Raw genomic sequence first — 18,487 nt, forward strand, 5'->3', positions numbered from 1 at the left:
CCTTCCTTGCGCCTAGCGTAAGGAAGGGGCCTTCACGTACTTCACTCTGGGCGAACCTCGATCCGGACCAGGCCGGCGGCCTTCTCCGCGCGCCGCAGGGCCTCGGCCGGACTGCCCGCCGCCGCCATGACGAGGCCCGAGCGGTCCCAGGAGCTGCGCAGCGCGGTGGACCGGTGGCCGGGGCCGACCTGGAGATCGACGAGGAACACGCCTTCCACCTGACGGGCCTGCTCGACGCCCAGCACGGCGTCGACCACGCCGGGCTCCATGGGAACGAAACGCACGACCGCGCCGCCGGTGGCGCGGCGAGGCAGTTCGGGCAGGCTTTCGCCGCGCATCATGGCGAAGTACGTATGCAGCAGCTTGATCGGATAGGCGTGGTCGATGATCTCCAGGATGCCGTCCCCGGCGATCCGGCCCGCGCATTCGACGAGGAACGGCACACCGTCGGCGACGATCCATTCGCAGTGCAGGATGCCGTCGACGAACCCGACGGCCGCGACGACCTGACGGGTCACTTCCGCCAGCGTCTCGGTGAGGTCGTAGGGAATGTCGGCGGGCACGATGTGCGCCAGCTCCACCGGCCGCGGGCCGGGGTAGAGTTGTTTGCCGGTGACGTTGGCGAACAACTGCCGTCCGCCGCGGACGAGCATCTCGACGCTGTACTCGGGTCCGGGCACGTACCGTTCGGCCAGCATGCGCAGGTCCATCGGCCGGTCCGGGACGAAGATGCCCTCGTCCTGCTCGAGACAGTTCGCCCAGGCCTGTTCGACTTCGGCCGGGTCGTGGACGATCTGCGTGCCAACGGCGGCCTGCCGGTTCGCCGGCTTGAGCACCACCGGGCCGGGATGGGCACGCATGAACGCGAGCACGTCCGCCGGGCAGGTCACGGTGGCGCTCTCCGGGTTCGCCACCCCGGCGGCCGCGCTGACCTGCCGCAGCAAAGCCTTGTCCCGCAGGGTCAGCGCGGCGCCGAGGCTCGCGCCCGGCACGCCGTAGCGTTCGGCGAGCCGGGCGGCGAACGGGGTGGCGTACTCGACGAGCGGGACCACCGCGACCGGGTCCAGGTCGCGGTGGGTGGCGTGGAACTCGTCGGCCGTGCCGGGTTTGGTGTGCTCCCACTCGATCAGTTCACGGACGAGGGGAGACCCGGCCAGTTTCGCGCGCAGGTCCCGCTTGCGGACCACGTCCGGCTCTTCGACGAGGAGGACCGAGCCGTCGGGTTCGACGCCGGTCAGCGCCCTCAGCACCGGCGTCACGAACCCGACGATCAGGATGGGCCGCTCACGCATCGGACTCTGTCTTGGGCTTGTCCACGATGCCGAGCATGAACCGCATGGAGGGCCTGGCACCGACCAGATGCGCGCCGACCGTCTGGGTGACGCGGTCCCTCGCGGTCGGGTGCATGGCCATGGTCATCGAGTCCCGCAGCCACCGGTTGATCGGGTCGCCCGACCTGATCGCCGCCGTGCCGAGTAGCTCGGCGAGCCGCTGCACGACCCGCCTGGACATCTGGAACGCCTGCCAGCCGGTCAGCGCCGGGGCGACCCGCTCGTCGGGGGTGAGATCGTCCAGTGTGCCGATCCCGTCGGCGGTGACCTCCCACTGCCGCTCCAGCGCCCGGTAGACACCGGCCCGGGTCGTGCTGTAGTCGGCCTCGCATTCGGCCAGCGTGATCTGGATGTGCTCGTTGTCCTTCCAGGCGACCCCGCTCATCCGCCATGGCGAGCCCTTCACCATGTCGACCCGCTCGATGGTGAGACCGCGGACGTAGTCCAGCGCCGCCCTCGCCACGCCGAGCGGGACGCCGCACATGCTGCGCTGGATCACGTCCGGCTGCACCAGCGGTCCATTGGGGACCTTCGGGTTGTCGAACGTCAGGGAGTGGTTCTCCGGCACGAAAACGTCCGTGATCGTGTAGTCGCTGCTGCCGGAACCGCACAGGCCGAGGGTGTGCCAGTTGTCGAGGGATTCGATCTGCTCGCCCGGCACCATGAACAGGCGTGACTCGTGCGGGTTGCTGCCGTCCGGGCTGGCATAGGGCTCACCGTTTTCGAACACCATGGCGCCGGAGGCCACCCAGTCGGCGTGGGTCGAGCCGCTGCCGAACCCCCACCGGCCGGTGAGCCGGTAGCCGCCGGGAACCCGTTCCGCGCGCCCCGTCACCGGGAGCACCCCCGCGGAGTGCATGTCGAGGCTGGTGAACATCCGGCGTGCCTCGTCCTGGTCGAGGAAATTGGCGTGCAGGCCGATGTCCGAGCCGAGTTTGGCGCACCAGCCGACGGACGCGTCGCCGTGGGAAAGCGCCTCGATCACCTCGGTCTGCTCCATCGAGGTCATGTGGGGGCCGCCCCAGTCCCGGCTGAAGCCGATCCGGAAGACGCCGGCGTCGCGCAACAGCTGTACCACGTCCGCGGGCAGGCTCCGGTTCTTCTCGATTTCCGCGGCCCGCTCGCGCAGGATCGGCGCGAGTGCCTTGGCGTTCGCGAGGATCTGCGCGCCGGTCAGCGGCACATCGGTGCGGACGGGCTCGGTCATGGTCATGCGGAAACTCCCTCGTGTTCGTCGACGTCGAGCAGCCCGGCGGGCATCTCGAAGGCGGTACCGGGTGCTGGTGGGTCCACCGGATCGGCGTCGATCCGCACCATGGCGGCGGCCGTGTCCAGTCGTTGCGCGCAGGTTTCCCGGTCGCCTGCCTCGCATACCACGAACGAGTGCCTGGCCAGATAGCCGCCGGGAGGCAGCCGCAAGGTGCTCCCCGGATCGATCATCGGCGACGCGAGCACCAGACCGGGCGCGTCGGCCGGGACGGTGACCTCGTGGACCAGGCAGTCGTGGTCCGGGTAGCCGAACCGGATGCCCGCGACCGCGTGCCGGGTCGAGGTGACGGCCGGTCGCCGCCCGGTCGAGACGGCGAACAGGATCTCGCCGGGGTCGATACCGGTGGCGGTCCTGCCGAGGAACGGGATCAGGTCGCCACCGAGACGGCCGTTGACCTCGATGATCAGCGGACCGCGGTCGGTCAGCCGGACCTCGGTGTGGGTGATGCCGTCCTCGACGCCGAGCGCGCGGTGCGCCCGCGTCAGGACGTCCATCAGTTCGGTGTCGTGCAGCAGCGGATCGTCGGCGTCGACGACGTGCCCGACCTCTTCGAAGTACGGCTGGTCGCCGGTGTGCTTGCGGGCGACGAACATCGGCAGGTACTCGCCCTTGTACACGGCGGCGTCGATGCTGATCTCCGGACCGGAGACGTAGCCCTCCACGATCGCGCCCCCGCCGTAGCGGCTCTGGTCCACCGTGGCCGCGCCCATGGCGACTCCGAACGCGGCGTCCACCTCGGACTCGTCGGCGGCGAACACCACGCCGATGCTCGCGCCCATGGCCCTCGGCTTGAGCACCACCGGGTACCCGATCCGGGCGGCCGCGGCGCGAGCCTCGTCGAGGGAGGTGGTCAAGGCGTAACCCGGTTGCGGCAGCCCTTCGGCGGTCAGCACGGTCCGGGAGCGGTTCTTGTCGCGGCAGCCGCGGACGCCGTCCACGCTCAACCCTGGGACCCCGAGTTCGGCGGCGAGTTCGCCCGCGGCGAGCACGACCGGTTCGTCCCAGCACATCAGGCCGACGATCCGGTGCCGTCCGGCGACTTCGCGGGCGGCGGCGAGCATCTCGTCCGCGTCGAACACGTCGGTGTGGATGATCTCGTCGAAGTAGGCGTGCTGCCAGGTGGGTTTGAGATTGTTCAGCAGCACGAGGCCGAGACCCGCCGCGCGGGCGCACCGGTGGATGGAGGAGACGAGGTACTCGCGGTACAACTTCAGCCCGCTGCCGATGACCAGTAGTACACCGTTGGATTCGTTCATGGTCGCTCTCCCACGACTTCCGGTTCTGGCTCGGCCACCGGCTCCGATACGGGGGGTTGCCTGAGGCCGTAGATGTGCATCGATCCGGCGATGAAGGACAACAGTGCGCAGAAGGCCCAGAACACCGATCCGCCGAAGGTGCTCCACAGGAACAACCCGAGTATCGGGCCGATCGTCGCGGCCAGCCCGGACAACGTCTCTTTCGTCGCGATGTAGCGGCTTCGCAGCTCGACCGGGAAAGTGGCCGGATGGGCGGCCGTGCTCGGTCCGTGGATCATCAGCCCGGACACCGCCAGTACCGCGCCTGCCACCACGAAGAACGGATGCTCCGCAATCAGTCCATAAAGGACGAATCCGAGCCCGCTGACCAGGTTGCCGAACAATCCGGCGAGATACTTCGGAATTCGCACGATGTACGTGGTGATCTTCAGTTCACAGGTGATCAGCACGACCGAGGAGACCACCAGCACCGTGCTGTACAGCCCGACCGGATAACCGGCGGTGACGATGTTCAACGGCAGCACCGCGATCGACCCGGCGTAGACCATCATGCCGAACACGCCTGCCACGAGGTAGCACAGGAAACGGGTGTCGCGGACCAGCGTTCCGTACACCGCGCGGGCGCTCATGGCGGGTACGGAAGTGCCGTCGGACTCGGCATGGGGCGGAGCCGCGACCCGCTTCGGCAGCAAAACGAACGCCAGCAACGCCCACAGTGCCGCGGTCGCGCCGTCCAGCCAGAACAGCAGGTCCCAGTTCACCTGGATGAGCAAGGCGGCGAGCAGCGGCGCCATGGCGGCACCGATGTTCAGCGCGATGCGCATCATCGAGAAGCCCATGACCTTGTGTTCTTCCGGCATGAGCTCGGCGAGCAGCACCGCCGCCGCCGGCCGGTACGCCTGGATCGACAGCCCCGAAAGCGCGATCACCACGAGCAGCACCGAAGGCATGCCCCAGACCAGCGGGATCGACGCGACGAGCGGCGCGGCACACGTCATCACCGTCACGATCGTCGCCCGGCCGCCGAACCGGTGGGTCAGCTCGCCGCCGAGCATGGCGCCGAAGATCGCTCCCACGCTGTACGCGGCGAGGCAGACCCCGGCGAAACCGACCGAGGTACCCCGGAAGGTCAGGTACAGGATCAGGAACGTCTGGACGAACGCGCCCAGCTGGTTGACGAGCATGCCGCCGAGCAGGTACCTGACCGGGGCCGGGGTTTCCCGCAGCACCGCGAAGACGCCGGTCCTCTTGTCGCCGGTCATCCGACCACGTCCCTCATCGCCGCCCGCGGCCACGCCTCGGCCGGTACAGCAGGCCCCAGGGAAGAATCGTCTTTTTTCGCGCGATCGCCCTGGCTGATCGGTTCGGTGTCGACCGCCTGTTCGCCGGCTTCTTGCTCAGTCACACATCCACCTCCATTGTCGGATACCCGCGGTGGTCCACGAAGCGCACCGGGTCCAGTCCATGGAGGGACAGCGAGCGTTGCCGACATGGCCGACCGGTGCCAAAAGGCTAGGTTCGGCTCGTTCCCGGTAGGTAGGGGAACTATTCCCGTCGGCTCGGGAATCTCGGGAGGAGAATCGGACGAACCGGAGTTCGCCGGGCAGGGTGGGGTTCGAACCCGCGGCTGAACCGGGTCGGTGAACTCAGCCGAGGCAAGACAGGGACCGTGGTCGACCGGCACGTACTCCGGCGCGAACACCGCCCTGCGAGACGCCGATCTGTCGCGCCGCTGCCAGATCGAGGCCGCCGAGGGGCGTCAGGACCTTGGCGGCGCGGTCGGCGATTACGAACGGCAGATGTTCGAGTACGGCGTCGAGGCCGTGCGGCACAGCCTCGGCGCGCTCCCTTCTTTTCTGCCCGAACCGCGGACAGCGGATGTCAAGCGGTGACGAGCGACAGGCCGTAGGTCTGCAGGATCTCGTTCACCGGCTGGAACCAGGTTTCGCCGCCGGAACGGCAGTTGCCCCAGCCGCCGGAAGTGACTCCTTGGGCCTGGTCGCCGGTGATGAAGGAACCGCCGGAGTCGCCGGGTTCCGCGCAGACGTTGGTGCGGGTCATCTGGTGGACCGCGCCTTGCGAGTAGTTGACGGTCTCGTTGTGTCCCAGCACGGTGCCGCAGTGCCAGTGGGTCGTCGAGCCCGAGCGGCACACCGAGGTGCCCACCGGTGCGACCCATGATCCCCGCACGAGGGCGTCGCTCACCGTGCCCCAGCCGAGGACGACCGGCGCGGTCCACCAGCCGTTGCCGATCCGGATGAACGCGTAGTCGTTGCCGGGGAAAAAAGATCCGGCGAAGTTGCCCATCACCGAGCCGTCCCAGCCGACGACCGAGCTGCCGGAGCCGCCGCAGTGACCGGCGCTGACGAATCCGCCGTGGACGGAGAACCCGATCGAGCAGCGGGTGTTCCCGTTGATGTAGTACGGGTCGCCGCCGACGGTGCCCGCCGCGAACGGGATGGCCGTCGGAGCGGTGACCACGCTGACCGGGCCGGTTTTCCTTGCCCTGGCGAGGAAGTCGTCGACGTCGGAACCGGACGCACCCGGTCGCACGGCGACCACGACGGTGCCGCTGCGCGGGTCGGCGCGCCAGCCGCTGACGGCCGTGGGGGCGGGCCGGGTCTTGGCCGACAGGTCGATTTCGGCTTTCGCCGCGTCGAGTCGCGCCGCGCTGATCGCGACGGATGCGGGGTCGGCACCGGCCTGCCGGACGGCGGACGCCACCGCGGGGTCGGTCACCCCGACGACGAGTTTGCCGCGTGCCGGGTCGAACCAGGCCCCGCCGAAGGCCGCACCGGCGGCCTGCTGGGCGACGGGCAGCACGCGCGCCGCCGTCATTTCCTGGGTGAGCCGGGTTTCGGCCTGCGCGGCGGTGAGTCCCAGGTCCCGCTGCATGGCGGCGATCAGTCCGGGGGAAGCCTGTGCGACAGGGGCGAGGGCGGCGGAAGCGAGGCTCGCGGTCAGGACGGCGGCGCCGCCGAGTGCCATGGCGATTCTTCGACGCATGGTGACTCCTCCAAGGCCGGGGGAAAGAAACACACTGCCCGCCGAGTGTGCGGCCGAGGTCGAAGGATTGGCGAGAAATGTCCGGTCTTCTGTCCGAAATTCCCGAGAGTGAACGACTCTGTCCCTCCAGAGCCCCGCTTTGCGTGTCCAAACGGGCAACTCGCGTGTCCAGAAGGGCATCACGCGTGATTGGACCGGCAACTCGCGTGATCAGGTGGAGAACTCGGCCGAGCGGAGGTGTTTCACCGCCGCGCCGGTTTCCCGGCCGGACCGATCTGGCAAGAACCCGCCCGGGGAATCGTCGCCGAATGACAAAAAGAATCGGGACCTGGTCGCCTGAATCGATCCGAGCGCGGTGGCGTGTTGTTAGCCGGTTCGTAGCGTCGTAACGTTCCCGAAGCACCGCATTTCCGACTTTTTCCGTTCCTTTTCTCGAATTCCCGACCGGAGGATTCCAAGATGCGCGTTTCGCCTTCGAGACCCCTTGCCAGGATCGCCGCCGCTCTCGTTTTCACCGGAACCGTCGTGACGTTGCCCGCGGCCGCCGGTGTCGCTTCCGCGAGCAGCGTTCCCCTCGCCGGGCCGGTGACCAAGAACCTGACTTTCACCTGTGAAATGCCGCTCATCGGAGCGCAGCAGGTCGCCGCGACGGTGACCGCGACCTTTCCCGAAGCGGTGACCGTCAATTCTCCGATCGATGTCACCGCCTTTTCCGTGAACGTCTCCCTCACCGGGGACACCGTCACCGCGCTGAACCTGATCGGCGCCGCGACGATCGAGGGCACCGCGTCGGCGAACGTCGATGTCGACTACAACGGCACCGAACTCGGTGTCACACTCAACGGCCTTGGTTTCCCGGTCACCCCCGTGCCGCAGGACGGCCCGCTGGCGCTCGTCATCACCGGCCCGATCCCCGGCCTCACCGTGAAGAAGTCCGGTTCGGTCGCCTTCGCTGTGGGCGGCGCCTTCACCGGGAAGGTCACGCCGAAGCGCGCGGACGGAACGCCGACGGATCTCGGCACGTTCGACCTGCCGTGCGGCATGGATCCCGGCCAGGACGCCGCGCTCGCGACCGTGACGGTGAACTGACCCGGGGCCGCGGGCACTGCGTGACTGATGTCCCCGATGCGACATTGGAGACGCTCAGCGTCTCCAATGTCGCATCGGGGACATCGACCGTGTGAGCGGCGGTGACGGGTTGCCTGCCGCGGCCGCTCGGCGGTTCCAGTAGGTTGCCGGACATGACCGCGTCGCCGGTGGATGTTCCGGAGCTGGTGCTGCGCACCTCGATCGTCGAGCGGTTGTTCGCTCGCCGAGCCGACCCGCGACCGCTGTTCACGCATCAGGACCACAGTGCCGGCGTCGACAACACGGTCACCTGGGCGGAGTTCGTCTCCCGGGTGCGGGAGGTCGCGGGGACACTGCGCCCGATCACTCGGCCGGGTGATCGCGTCGCCGTGCTCACCGGCCAGGACTTGAACTACCCCCTCGCGTTCTTCGGAGCACTCGCCGCCGGTCTGGTGGCTGTGCCGTTGATGGCGCCCGGCAGCCGTTCTCAGCGAGGCAGGCTCGCCGGTGTGCTGGCGGACTGCGGCGCACGGGTCTGGCTGACCTCCTCGGCCGCCGCCGCGAAAACGCGCGAAGCCGGAACGCCAGAACATCTGGTCGTGGTCGACGAATTTTCCGGGCCGGGTGTCGATCCGCTCCCGGTCACGCCGGAGAGTCCCGCTTACCTGCAGTACACGTCCGGGTCGACGCGAGAGCCCGCCGGTGCCGTGATCCCGCATCGGGCGGTCGCCGCGGCCTGCTGGCAGGCGAGCCAGGCCTACGCGGTCGACGAGGGTACGACCTGTGCCGGCTGGATCCCGTTCTTCCACGACATGGGCCTGATCCAGCTCCTGTGCCTGCCGGTCTTCGCGGGCGCGCGGTCGGTATTCATGTCGCCCGCCGAGTTCGTGCACCGGCCCGCGAGGTGGCTGCGTCAGCTGGCGGATCACCCGGCCGTGTTCACCGCCGCGCCGAACTTCGCGTTCGACCTGGCCGTCGACGCCGCCGGAGAGGCTGGGGACGACCTCGACCTCTCCGACGTCCGCGTCGCGCTCAACGGCGCCGAGCCGGTACAGCCGCGCACGGTCGCGCGATTCCAGGAGGTCTTCGGCCCGCACGGGTTCCGGCCAGCGGCCCATCGTCCGTCCTACGGCCTGGCCGAGGCCACCGTGTACGTGGCGAGCGCGGGCGCGGAAGGACCGCGGGGCGCGGTGTTCGACCGGGAAGCCCTCGCGCAGGGCCGGGCGATCGAGGCGCCGGACGGCCAGGAACTCGTTTCGGTCGGCCGTCCACTCGGGCAGCGGGTGCGGATCGTCCGCGACGGGGTGGCGCGGCCCGACGGCTTGGCCGGGGAGATCTGGATCCACGGCCCGAACGTCGCGGCGGGTTACTGGGGCCGGGGCGACGCCACCGCCTTCGGAGGCGAACTCGACGGTGTCGGCGGCTGGTTGCGCACCGGTGACCTCGGCGTGTTCCACCGCGGCGATCTCTACATCACCGGCAGGCTCAAGGATCTCATCGTCATCGACGGCCGTAACTTCCACCCGCAGGACATCGAAGCGGTGGCGGGCGAAGCGCATCCGGCGATCCGCCGCGACCGCGTCGCCGCCTTCGGTGTGACGGACGACAAGGGTGAAGGGGCGATGTTGGTAGCCGAATGGGCAAAGAACGCCGAAGGAGATGTCAAAGAAGTCACCCGGGTGGTATTGCGGGCGGTGTCACGCGAACATGATCTGACGTTGCGATCTGTCCATCTGGTTCCCTCCGGTGACCTTCCGCGCACTTCCAGTGGCAAGGTCGCGCGGGCGGCCGCGAAGGCGCGTTATAGTCGGCGCCGTGGGTGAGCACCGCGCGGAGGTCGTGAAAGTCGTCAGCGAGACTTTTCGGCTTGATCCCGCCGAAATCGAGTTCGACGCACCGCTCGAGGAGCTGGGTATCGACTCCAAGGGACGGATAAAACTCCTGTCCGCGCTGGAGATCTACCACGACGTGAGAATCGACCTTGACCAGCTGGACCGGTTCACCGACATCGGGTCGGTGGCCGAAGTGCTCGGCGAGGCACTCGGCGTTGAGGCCGACGGATCCGACGAAAGGCGCTGAAAAGAATGAGCGGGGGCTTCACCGCGGCGACCGATGCGCTTTCATCGGCGTCGAAGAACGTCGGAAAGCTGACGGAACGGTTGTTGGAGGACAACCCGGATCTGTCGAGCACACCGGTGAACGCGGCCGGATTCGGTCAGGCGCACGGCGCCCACGCGGCGAAGTACACCGCCGGCGTGACGGCGTTGTGGGCCTCAGTCCAGGGCTACAGCACCACGCTCGGCGCGTTCGGGACGAACCTCGGCACGGCGGGCACCACCTACGGCACCAACGAGGACGAACAGAAGAACACGATCACCAAGACGGGGATGCGCTAGTGGCCGACGAACTCACCTGGACCGACGTCAAGGCCGTCCTCGACAACCCGAGCGTGCCGCCCGAGAACAAGACCGCGCTCATCGGCTCGTGGATCAAGACGCATCCGGCGCCGCCGCCTTGGACGGCGGAACAGGAGCCGGAGGAGATCAAGCAGAAGCGCAAGGAAGCCGCGAAATACGCGGAGACTTTCAACGCCTTGCCGTTCCTGCCCTACGACGACGACACCAAAAAGGTCTACGGGGGCGCGAAGGCCGCCGGCGATCAGGCCAGCTACAACACGAAGCAAGAGAAGAAGGCCGTCGACGAGGGCAACAAGAAGCTCGACGGCACGAAGGAGCCCACCGCGGAGGGCGCCGGGACCAAGACGTCGGACGAGATCTTCGATGCCGCCGCGCCCGCGCTCAAGGTCTTCCAGACCTTCGGTTCCCTGCTGGCGAAGCTCCCTGAGGACTGCCGCGGGAACACACGCGCGCTCGATTTCGAGAAGGACATCAAGAAGCCTTTCGACGAGCAGCGCGGCATCAACTTCAAGAACTTCGTCGACGACGCCGCCCACTTCAAGACCGGCGCGAAGACCGTCGACCGGACCATCCAGGAGACCGGCTCCGAGTTGAGCGGTCTCTACGGGACCTGGACCGGCGAGGCCGCGGACGCCTCGTCGGACAACTACAACGAGAAGATCCTGCCCAAGGCCAAGAAACTCGCGGAGACGCTGAACCACGCGAGCGAAGCGACGTTGAGCACCAACGCAGCGGTGTTCAAACTGTGCAAGGGCAAGGCCGACGAGATCATCGATCTGTACAAGGAGATCGTCGGCCGCGCCGACTTCCCGATGGCGCAGAAGGTCATCGCCATCGCCAGCGGGGAGAAGAGCGGCAAGGAGGATCTCGGCGCGATCGCGGGCTGGATGGACGCCAACTTCGGCTCCAACCTGGTTCAGAGTCTCAACAACGACGGCTGCTGTGACGACGACGAGTTCAAGAAGGCGGGCCAGAACCTCGCCAAGCAGTGGGTGCAGAGGCAGTTCATCCCGGAGATGTGGGATGGCATCTACGAGAAGTTCGCCAAGAGCTGCAAGGACACCAAGGAATTCGTCGACCAGGCCTACGACGAACTCGACAAGATGATGGGCAAGGTCAAGAACGAGTTCGAAGGCGCGGACAAGGGCGGCGCGGGCGGACCGGGCGGTGGCGCCGGTGGCGGTACCGGTGGAGGACCCGGCGGCGGCTCGGGCACTGGCGGTGGCCCGGGCAACGGTGGTGGTTCCGGTACTGGTGGTGGCTCGGGTTCCGGCGGTGGTTCCGGTTCCGGTGACGGCCAGGGGAACTACGGCGGTGGCCAGGGTGGTTCCGGCAGTGGTTCCGGTGGTTCCGGCGCAGGCGGATCCGGCGATGGCTCGGGCGGCGGCTCGGGTGCTGGTGGCGGCTCTGGTTCTGGTGGTGGTTCGGGTTCGGGTGGCGGTCAGTACAAGCCTCCGCCGATTCCGGACGTCTCGGTTCCCGAGGGCGGCTCGGGTGGTGGATCCGGCGATGGCTCGGGTGCCGGCTCAGGCTCGACCGGTGGTTCGGGTACCGGTGGCGGCTCGGGTTCGGGTGGTTCGGGTTCGGGTGGCGGTCAGTACAAGCCTCCGCCGATTCCGGACATCTCCATTCCCGAAGGTGGCTCGGGCGGAGGAGCCTCGGGCTCCGGGACGGACGCGATCAAGGACGGAACGTCGCCCTCGGGCTCGTCATCGTCCGGTGACGAGCAGCGGGCGACCGCCGAAGAGGCGAAGAAACAAGCCGCCGTAGCAGCCGAAAACGCGAAGAAGCAGGCTTCCGAAGCGCTGAACAAGATGGGTGACGTTCCCGACGGCAGCGAAGTCGGCGGCGGCTCCGGCTCGGGAGGCGGCACCGGTGGTGGTGTCGGTGGTGGCTCCGGGGGCGGCGGCACGGACGCCGCCAACGAGGCCAAGGCCGCGGCCGAACGAGCCACCGAAGACGCGAAGAAGCAGGCTTCGGAAGCATTGGACAAGATGGGCGACGCCCCTCTTGGCGGCAAGGATGACGACGCGAAGGACGAAGCCGAAAAGGCCGCCGAAGACGCGAAGAAGAAAGCCTCCGAAGCGCTGGACAAACTGGGCGACGACGAGTCTGGCGAAGACGGCGAAAAACTGCTCGGTGACAAGACCGGCGAGGACGGCGACAAGGCCGAGGACGGCGAACGCGAGACCCTCAAGGTCAAGCAGGGTGACACGACCTTCGAGATGACCGAGCCGGACAAAGACGGCGAGATGGGCATCAAGGTCGGTGACGGTTCCGGACCGGCCAAGGACTTCAAGCTCGACTGGACCGGCGACGGTGAGGAGTCCAAGTTGGGCTCCACGCCGGCGGCAGAGGACGGCCAGCCGGGCAAGGACGGTGTCCACCGCCCCGGTCCGGACGGCAAGATCCACATCCAGGACGGCGATCTGAAGATCACCGCCGAACGTCCCGACGGTCCGAACGGCCCGACGACGGTCACCGTCGACGACGGCACCGGGAAACCGACCACGTACACCCTCGGCGAGGAGAAACCCGGCACGGACAAGGCGGCGCACCCGCTCACTCCCGGCACCGGGACGGTGCAGCCGGAGTCCCGTTTCACCACCCCGCACCACGGTGGCGGCGGAACCGTTCCCGACAGTCTCGGTGGCGGTGGCGGTAGTACCGGCGGTGGCTCGGCGATCGCGACCCCCTTCGAAACCGCGACCCCCGCGACCGGCCAGTCGTTGACCGAAGGCGTGCACACCGGTGGTGGGACGCACCAGCCGCAACCCGTGGCTTCGGGCGCCCCGTCCGCCCCGATGGGCGGACCGGCCGGTCAGTCGTTCACCGGCGGTGGCGCGATGCCACCGATGGGTGGCATGGGCGGCGGTGGCGCGAACGGTGCCGGTGGCGGCGACCAGGAGCGGACCAACCGCGCGTACCGGATCGAGGGCGAGGTGTTCGACCAGATCAACGAACCCACCGGCCGCATCACCGGTTCGCTGCTGGACGATGAGGAACAGCCGGCCACCCGCAAGCGGTGAGCCAGGGCAGGGGAGAACGTATGAGCGCCGACGACACCTCGAGTATGAGGACCACCCTGGACAGCCTCGTCCGCGAGCAGGCGGAGCGCCGGGGCCTGCGGGATCAGCGTGCGAAGGAGAGCAAGGCCAGCGCGCAGGAGTTCATGACGAAGCAGGTCCACACCGCTGAGCGCTACGTCGAACACCGGCGGGAACTGGGGCAGCGCAAGACGAAGTCCGGCTGGAGCACCGACCGGTCGCACGCGGAGCCGGGGAACGCGTCGGCGTTCGCCGAGACGCCGGGTTTCGACGACGGCTCCGCGGCTTTCGCCCCGGACTCGTCCGCCCGACCAGGACGGGAAACACCCCGGCGTGCTCCCCGTGCCCGTCCGGCGCCGACGGACGACGAAGACGACGCCTTCCTCAACAACCGTTGGCGCGAGTGACTTCGCGGTCAAACGGCGACGTCGAGCAGGAGCACGATCGGGAGCGAGAGCACCGAGGCCAGTGACATGGCGACGGTGTGGGTCTTGAACGTGCCCCGGGTGCTCAGTCCGAGCAGGGACTGGAACATCCAAAAGAAGTTGCTGCTGACGTGAGGGAGGAACAGGGCGCCCGAGCAGGCGGCGAGGGCGACCAGCACCACCGGGACGCCGAGTGAGCCCGCGATCGGTGCGAGGATGCCCGCCGCGGTGATCGCGGAGATCGAGATGGACCCCATCGCGATGTGCAGGATGGCCGCGATCAGCCAGACGAGTACCAAAGGCGGCAGGAATCCGGTGCCGAACGAGCCCGCCAGCACGTCCCGCAGTCCCGACTTCCCGATCACCTCGGCGACCGAGCCGGAGAGCCCGGACAGCACGAGAATGGGCCCGGCCAGCGCCAGCGCCTTGCCCACCGCCGCGTTGACCTCGTGGCGGGGGAGGACACGCCGGGCCAGCAGATGCGCGAGGCCGGCGCCGATCGCCATGGCGATCACCGGTTCGCTCAGCAGCGACACCGGCCCCATCGGGAAGCGGAAGGTGTTGGAGAGCGCGCCGAGGGCGATCAGCGACAGCGTCAGCAGCACCGGAGAAACGGCCAGCGCCAAGGGCAGCCGCTGGACCTCTTTGTTTGGTGTCTGGACGGCCGTGTCCTCTTCGGAGTGATCGCGCTCCAGTTCGTCGGCGGCCGGATTCCAGCGCAACAGCCGTCGCAGCAGCACGGTGAAGACCAGCGTCGTGAGCACGGCGGTGGGCAGGCCGACGGCCAGCCCGAGCAGGAACATCTCACCGAGCGGCACCCGGAGCAGGCCCGCGACGGCGAGAGCGGCGACCCCGGGAACGACGAAGACCAGGCCGACCTCGATCCCGGCGGTCAGCGCGCCGCCCATGAGCGCGACACCCCGGGGGCCCAGCCTGGCGCCGAGGCGCCGGGCCAGCGGCGCGGTGAGCACCAGGACCACATCGGAATAGATGGAGGTGAACACGGTCGACAGCGAGACGGCGAACACCATCGGCACGCGCTTCTCCCCGAAGACGCCCAGCAGCCGTTCCAGGACGCGATGCAAGGTGTTCGTGGCGGTGAGCAGCGAGCCGATGACGACGCCGAAGGTGATGAGCAGGCCGATCTCGGCCAGTACGTCACCGAATCCGGCGGCCAGCGCTTCGGTCGTGCCGCCCGCCCCGAGTCCCGTCGCCAGGCCCAGGTAGGTGGCGCCGATCAGCAGGCCGAAGATCGGCGGCGTCTTGAGCCAGGTGATCAGAACGACGATGCCCACGATGGCGATACCGGTGTTGGCAAGGAGCCAGGCATCGGACACGGTGCCCTCCTCGGGACTCGCGGCGGGCCGGCGCCGGTGCCGTCCCTCGTAGCGACCCAGTAAGCCCGCCGGCGGGTCGACGGTCCAAGACCGCGTTGCTGGCATGGTGATAGGCATCGGCTATCGACCACCAGGAGGTGCGGAGTGGATGCCCGTCAGTTGAAGTACTTCCTGGCCGTCGTGGACGCCGGAAGCGTCCACCGGGCCGCTGAGCTGCTCTTTGTCGCCCAGCCCTCGGTGTCCCAAGCCGTGCGCGCGCTCGAGCGGGATCTGGGGAGCCTGTTGTTCCACCGGACCGGTCGCCGTCTGGTGCTGACCGCCGCGGGACACGCTCTCGTGGCGCCCGCCCGCGAGGTCATGCACGGGCTGGACCTCGCCAGGGCGACGGTGGAGGCGGTCGACGGTCTCCTCGGCGGGGAACTGGCCATCGCCTCGATGCCGTCGCAAGCGGTCAGTCCGCTCACCGGCCTGATCGCCGCATTCGCCGCCGTCCACCCGCTCGTGCGGATCTCCGTCCGAGCGGCGAACACCCCAGCCGACGTCCGGAAGATGCTCACGACCGGAGACGCCGAACTCGGTGTGGTGGCGGCTTCCCCGGTGGCCGCGGCGCAGCCCGGATTGCGGACGCTGCACCTGGAGACCCAGCGCTTCGCCGTACTGGGCCGCGACGAGGCGGCACTTCCCGCCGGGGATCCGGTCCGCCCCGCCGACCTCGCCGGGGCCGCGCTCATCGTCGGCCAGCAGGGCACGGGCATGCGCGGCGTGGCCGACGCCGTGCTCCGGGAGGCACCGGGCAGCCGGTTCGCGGTCGAGGTGGAGCACCGGGAAGCGGTCCTGCCCCTTGTCCTCGCCGGGGTGGGCATCGCGGTGGTCAGCGACTCTTGGCGCGTACTGGCGAAATCGGCGGGCGCCGCCGTCCGGGCGCTGGAATGCGCCGACTCCTTGGCGGTGTCGCTGGAGTCCCGGCAGGGGCGGCTGAGCCCGGCCGCGGCGGCTTTTCACGACCTGGTCGAATCCGGCTGATAGGCACTGCCTTTCACCGCGGCAAGAACTGGGTCTTGGACGCACCGGTCTGGTCCGCCGTCCACTGGACGCATGACCAGCTACCGCATCGCACTCATCCCCGGCGACGGCATCGGCACCGAGGTACTCCCTCCGGCACAGGCGGTGCTCGACGCCGTCGGCAGGCGGCACGCGATCGAATTGACCTACGACTCCTTCGACTGGTCCTGCGAGCGCTATCTGGCCGAGGGCGCGATGATGCCGGCCGACGGCCTCGACCGGATCCGGCGGCACGACGCCGTGTTGCTGGGCGCGGTCGGCTGGCCGGGAGTGCCGGACCACGTGTCGTTGTGGGGGCTGCTGATCCCCATCCGGCGCGGGTTCCGGCAGTACGTCAACCTGCGTCCGGTCAAGGTGCTCGACGGGGTGCCCAGCCCGCTGCGCGCCGCCGGGGACGTCGACCTCGTCGTGGTGCGGGAGAACGTCGAGGGCGAGTACTCCGAAATCGGCGGGCGGCTCGGGCGGGGTACCGAAGACGAACTGGCCGTGCAGGAGGCGGTGTTCACCCGCAAGGGAGTCACCCGCGTCGTCGAATACGCCTACGCGCTGGCCGCGACCCGCCGGAACCACGTGACGTCGGCGACGAAGAGCAACGGGATCGTCCACACGATGCCGTTCTGGGACGAACTGGTGGAAGAGGCGGCGCGGCGGCACCAGGACGTGCGCACCGACAAGGAGCACATCGACGCGCTCGCCGCCAAGCTCGTGCTGTCGCCGGAGCGGTTCGACGTGATCGTCGGCTCCAACCTCTTCGGTGACATCCTCAGCGACCTGGCCGCCGCGGTGGCCGGGAGCATCGGTGTCGCCCCGGCGGCGAACCTCAACCCCGAGCGGGAGTTCCCGTCGATGTTCGAGCCGGTGCACGGCTCCGCACCCGACATCGCCGGGCGGGGCAAGGCGAACCCGCTGGGCGCACTGTGGTCCGCGGCCATGATGCTCGACCACTTGGGCCACCCCGAAGCGGGCGAGGAAGTGCTGGCCGCCGCTTTCGGCGCGCTGGCCGACGGCGTCAGCACCGCCGATCTCGGTGGAACGGCGGGCACGGCCGAGTACACGCGCGCGGTGCTGGACCGGGTCGGTTCCCCGAAAGGTGCTGTGGCGAGCTGACCGCCGCCGTCGCTACGGGAGCCGCCGTTTTCACGAGCGGTGCCAAGCGATCCCGCGATAGGTGGAGCTGTCCGTGGCGTAGCCGTAGCCGATGATGACGGCGCCGGTCGCGTTGATGTGCTGGGCCACGATCGCCTTGAGACCGCGGGGAGACGGGAGCGGGAACGGTGTCGCGTCGGCGTCCCAGCGGACGGGCCGCACGGTTCCGTGGCTCAGGGACTCGCCGACGACCGTCCCGGCGTCATCGATGTCGAAGCAGGTACTGGCGAGGTCCGAGGGCAGGGGCCGGAGCACGGTGGGCCGCCCGTCGCGATCCCACCGCGCGCAGGTGCCGCGCCGGTCCGGGGTCACGCCCCAGCCGATGGCGACACCGCGTCCGGTGATCCGGACGACCTGTCCCGCGGTGAACTCCGGTTCGCCGGTCAGCAGGGTGGTCCCCCGGTCGCGATCCCACACGACGCCGTCGCCGAGGATGGCGCCGGAGTCGTTGATACCGCAGGCCGTCGCGCGGCGGGGTGGGGGCAGTTTGCTGATCCTCCCCGAGGAGGACCAGCGCACCGCGGTCCGGGCACCCGTGCCGTCCGTGGCGGATCCGACGACCTCGTCCAGCCCGTTCAGGTCGTGTCCCTGGGTCTCGCCCTCGCCCGGCAGGGTGTCGAGGTCCACCGCTTCGCCGCCGGGTTCCCAGCGCAGCGCCCGCCAGCGGTATCCCGGCCGCATCGCGTTCCCCAGTATCGACCCGCGTTCGTTCACCCGGCTCGCCGTGCCGGAGAGCATGCCGGCGGGGAGTTCGAGCACGTGCACCCGGCCGTCGGGTTTCCAGCACACGGGCCGAAGGCTTTCGCCGGTGTGGAGCGTGCCGGCGATGACACCCGAGGAGTTGCCGCTGACGGCGCGGCCGCCGGAGTAGCCGTCGACGACCGGCAAGGGCGAGGGACGTCCGTCGCGGTCCCACCGGACCGGCCGCGAACCCGACTCGCCCACGATCATCCCGGCGTCGTTCACGTAGTAGGCGCTGGTGCCCTCGCCGTCGGAGAGCGGCCGCAGATCGACCGCGGTGAAGCCGGGTCCCTCGGGCATCGGATCGGGCACGAGTGCGCACTCTAGTGCGAGGATCGCTCGCGACGGGGAAAGTTGCACTGACCGGGTGAAGCAGTGTCC

General features: G+C 69.0%; 16 protein-coding genes. 9 read left to right on the top strand and 7 right to left on the bottom strand.

Annotation, left to right across the window (positions count from 1 at the left end):
• Positions 1-41: 41 nt before the first annotated feature.
• Genes ACM6LU_RS15425 through ACM6LU_RS15440 form a run of 4 tightly spaced genes read right to left on the bottom strand, consistent with a single transcriptional unit; the run spans position 42 to position 5,119 of the window.
• On the bottom strand, positions 42-1,292 hold the full coding sequence (locus ACM6LU_RS15425) for an ATP-grasp domain-containing protein (protein WP_414938354.1): 1,251 nt from the start codon (positions 1,290-1,292) through the stop codon (positions 42-44).
• The gene (locus ACM6LU_RS15430) at positions 1,285-2,544 is read right to left on the bottom strand and encodes an acyl-CoA dehydrogenase family protein (RefSeq protein ID WP_414938355.1); all 1,260 of its coding nucleotides are present in this window, start codon (positions 2,542-2,544) and stop codon (positions 1,285-1,287) included. The genes ACM6LU_RS15425 and ACM6LU_RS15430 overlap by 8 nt, the downstream gene beginning before the upstream one ends.
• Positions 2,541-3,857 (bottom strand): ATP-grasp domain-containing protein, encoded by a 1,317-nt coding sequence (locus tag ACM6LU_RS15435; RefSeq protein ID WP_414938356.1) that lies wholly within the window; start codon positions 3,855-3,857, stop codon positions 2,541-2,543. The genes ACM6LU_RS15430 and ACM6LU_RS15435 overlap by 4 nt, the downstream gene beginning before the upstream one ends.
• Positions 3,854-5,119 carry an MFS transporter gene (locus ACM6LU_RS15440; protein ID WP_414938357.1) on the bottom strand — a complete coding sequence of 422 codons (1,266 nt, stop codon included), beginning with the start codon at positions 5,117-5,119 and terminating at the stop codon, positions 3,854-3,856. Before ACM6LU_RS15440 ends, ACM6LU_RS15435 begins: the two co-directional genes overlap by 4 nt.
• A 378-nt stretch (positions 5,120-5,497) precedes the next feature.
• Here ACM6LU_RS15440 and ACM6LU_RS15445 point away from each other — a divergent pair, with 378 nt between their 5' ends.
• Positions 5,498-5,749, top strand: a complete 252-nt coding sequence (locus ACM6LU_RS15445; RefSeq protein WP_414938358.1) for a hypothetical protein — start codon at positions 5,498-5,500, stop codon at positions 5,747-5,749.
• Here the strand turns inward: ACM6LU_RS15445 and ACM6LU_RS15450 are convergent.
• Positions 5,739-6,863: a S1 family peptidase gene (locus ACM6LU_RS15450; RefSeq protein ID WP_414938359.1), complete on the bottom strand. Its 1,125-nt coding sequence runs from the start codon at positions 6,861-6,863 to the stop codon at positions 5,739-5,741. The two genes, ACM6LU_RS15445 and ACM6LU_RS15450, sit on opposite strands and share 11 nt — an antisense overlap.
• 459 nt (positions 6,864-7,322) lie before the next feature.
• On the opposite strand from ACM6LU_RS15450, the gene ACM6LU_RS15455 reads away from it, so the two are divergent.
• The 6 genes from ACM6LU_RS15455 to ACM6LU_RS15480 all read left to right on the top strand — a co-directional run bounded on the left by ACM6LU_RS15455 (position 7,323) and on the right by ACM6LU_RS15480 (position 13,802).
• Positions 7,323-7,952 carry a DUF6801 domain-containing protein gene (locus ACM6LU_RS15455; protein ID WP_414938360.1) on the top strand — a complete coding sequence of 210 codons (630 nt, stop codon included), beginning with the start codon at positions 7,323-7,325 and terminating at the stop codon, positions 7,950-7,952.
• Between the two features lie 152 nt (positions 7,953-8,104).
• Positions 8,105-9,754: a fatty acyl-AMP ligase gene (locus tag ACM6LU_RS15460; protein WP_414938361.1), complete on the top strand. Its 1,650-nt coding sequence runs from the start codon at positions 8,105-8,107 to the stop codon at positions 9,752-9,754.
• Positions 9,747-10,010: an acyl carrier protein gene (locus ACM6LU_RS15465; RefSeq protein WP_414938362.1), complete on the top strand. Its 264-nt coding sequence runs from the start codon at positions 9,747-9,749 to the stop codon at positions 10,008-10,010. The genes ACM6LU_RS15460 and ACM6LU_RS15465 overlap by 8 nt, the downstream gene beginning before the upstream one ends.
• Before the next feature lie 5 nt (positions 10,011-10,015).
• Positions 10,016-10,327 (top strand): hypothetical protein, encoded by a 312-nt coding sequence (locus tag ACM6LU_RS15470; RefSeq protein ID WP_414938363.1) that lies wholly within the window; start codon positions 10,016-10,018, stop codon positions 10,325-10,327.
• Entirely contained in the window at positions 10,327-13,377 is a 3,051-nt protein-coding gene (locus ACM6LU_RS15475; protein ID WP_414938364.1) for a WXG100 family type VII secretion target, read from the top strand. Before ACM6LU_RS15470 ends, ACM6LU_RS15475 begins: the two co-directional genes overlap by 1 nt.
• Positions 13,378-13,397: 20 nt before the next feature.
• Positions 13,398-13,802, top strand: a complete 405-nt coding sequence (locus ACM6LU_RS15480; RefSeq protein ID WP_414938365.1) for a hypothetical protein — start codon at positions 13,398-13,400, stop codon at positions 13,800-13,802.
• Between the two features lie 8 nt (positions 13,803-13,810).
• Here ACM6LU_RS15480 and ACM6LU_RS15485 read toward each other — a convergent pair whose 3' ends face one another.
• Positions 13,811-15,157, bottom strand: a complete 1,347-nt coding sequence (locus ACM6LU_RS15485) for a GntP family permease (protein WP_414938366.1) — start codon at positions 15,155-15,157, stop codon at positions 13,811-13,813.
• A gap of 144 nt (positions 15,158-15,301) precedes the next feature.
• On the opposite strand from ACM6LU_RS15485, the gene ACM6LU_RS15490 reads away from it, so the two are divergent.
• Entirely contained in the window at positions 15,302-16,180 is an 879-nt protein-coding gene (locus tag ACM6LU_RS15490; RefSeq protein WP_414938367.1) for a LysR family transcriptional regulator, read from the top strand.
• Positions 16,181-16,252: 72 nt separating this feature from the next.
• On the top strand, positions 16,253-17,326 hold the full coding sequence (locus ACM6LU_RS15495; protein WP_414938368.1) for a tartrate dehydrogenase: 1,074 nt from the start codon (positions 16,253-16,255) through the stop codon (positions 17,324-17,326).
• Positions 17,327-17,356: 30 nt separating this feature from the next.
• Here the strand turns inward: ACM6LU_RS15495 and ACM6LU_RS15500 are convergent, their stop codons facing one another.
• Positions 17,357-18,418, bottom strand: coding sequence for a hypothetical protein (locus tag ACM6LU_RS15500; protein ID WP_414938369.1), 1,062 nt, complete (start codon positions 18,416-18,418; stop codon positions 17,357-17,359).
• Positions 18,419-18,487 lie beyond the last annotated feature (69 nt).

Source organism: Amycolatopsis sp. cmx-11-51 (genome assembly GCF_047608665.1).
GTDB lineage: Bacteria > Actinomycetota > Actinomycetes > Mycobacteriales > Pseudonocardiaceae > Amycolatopsis.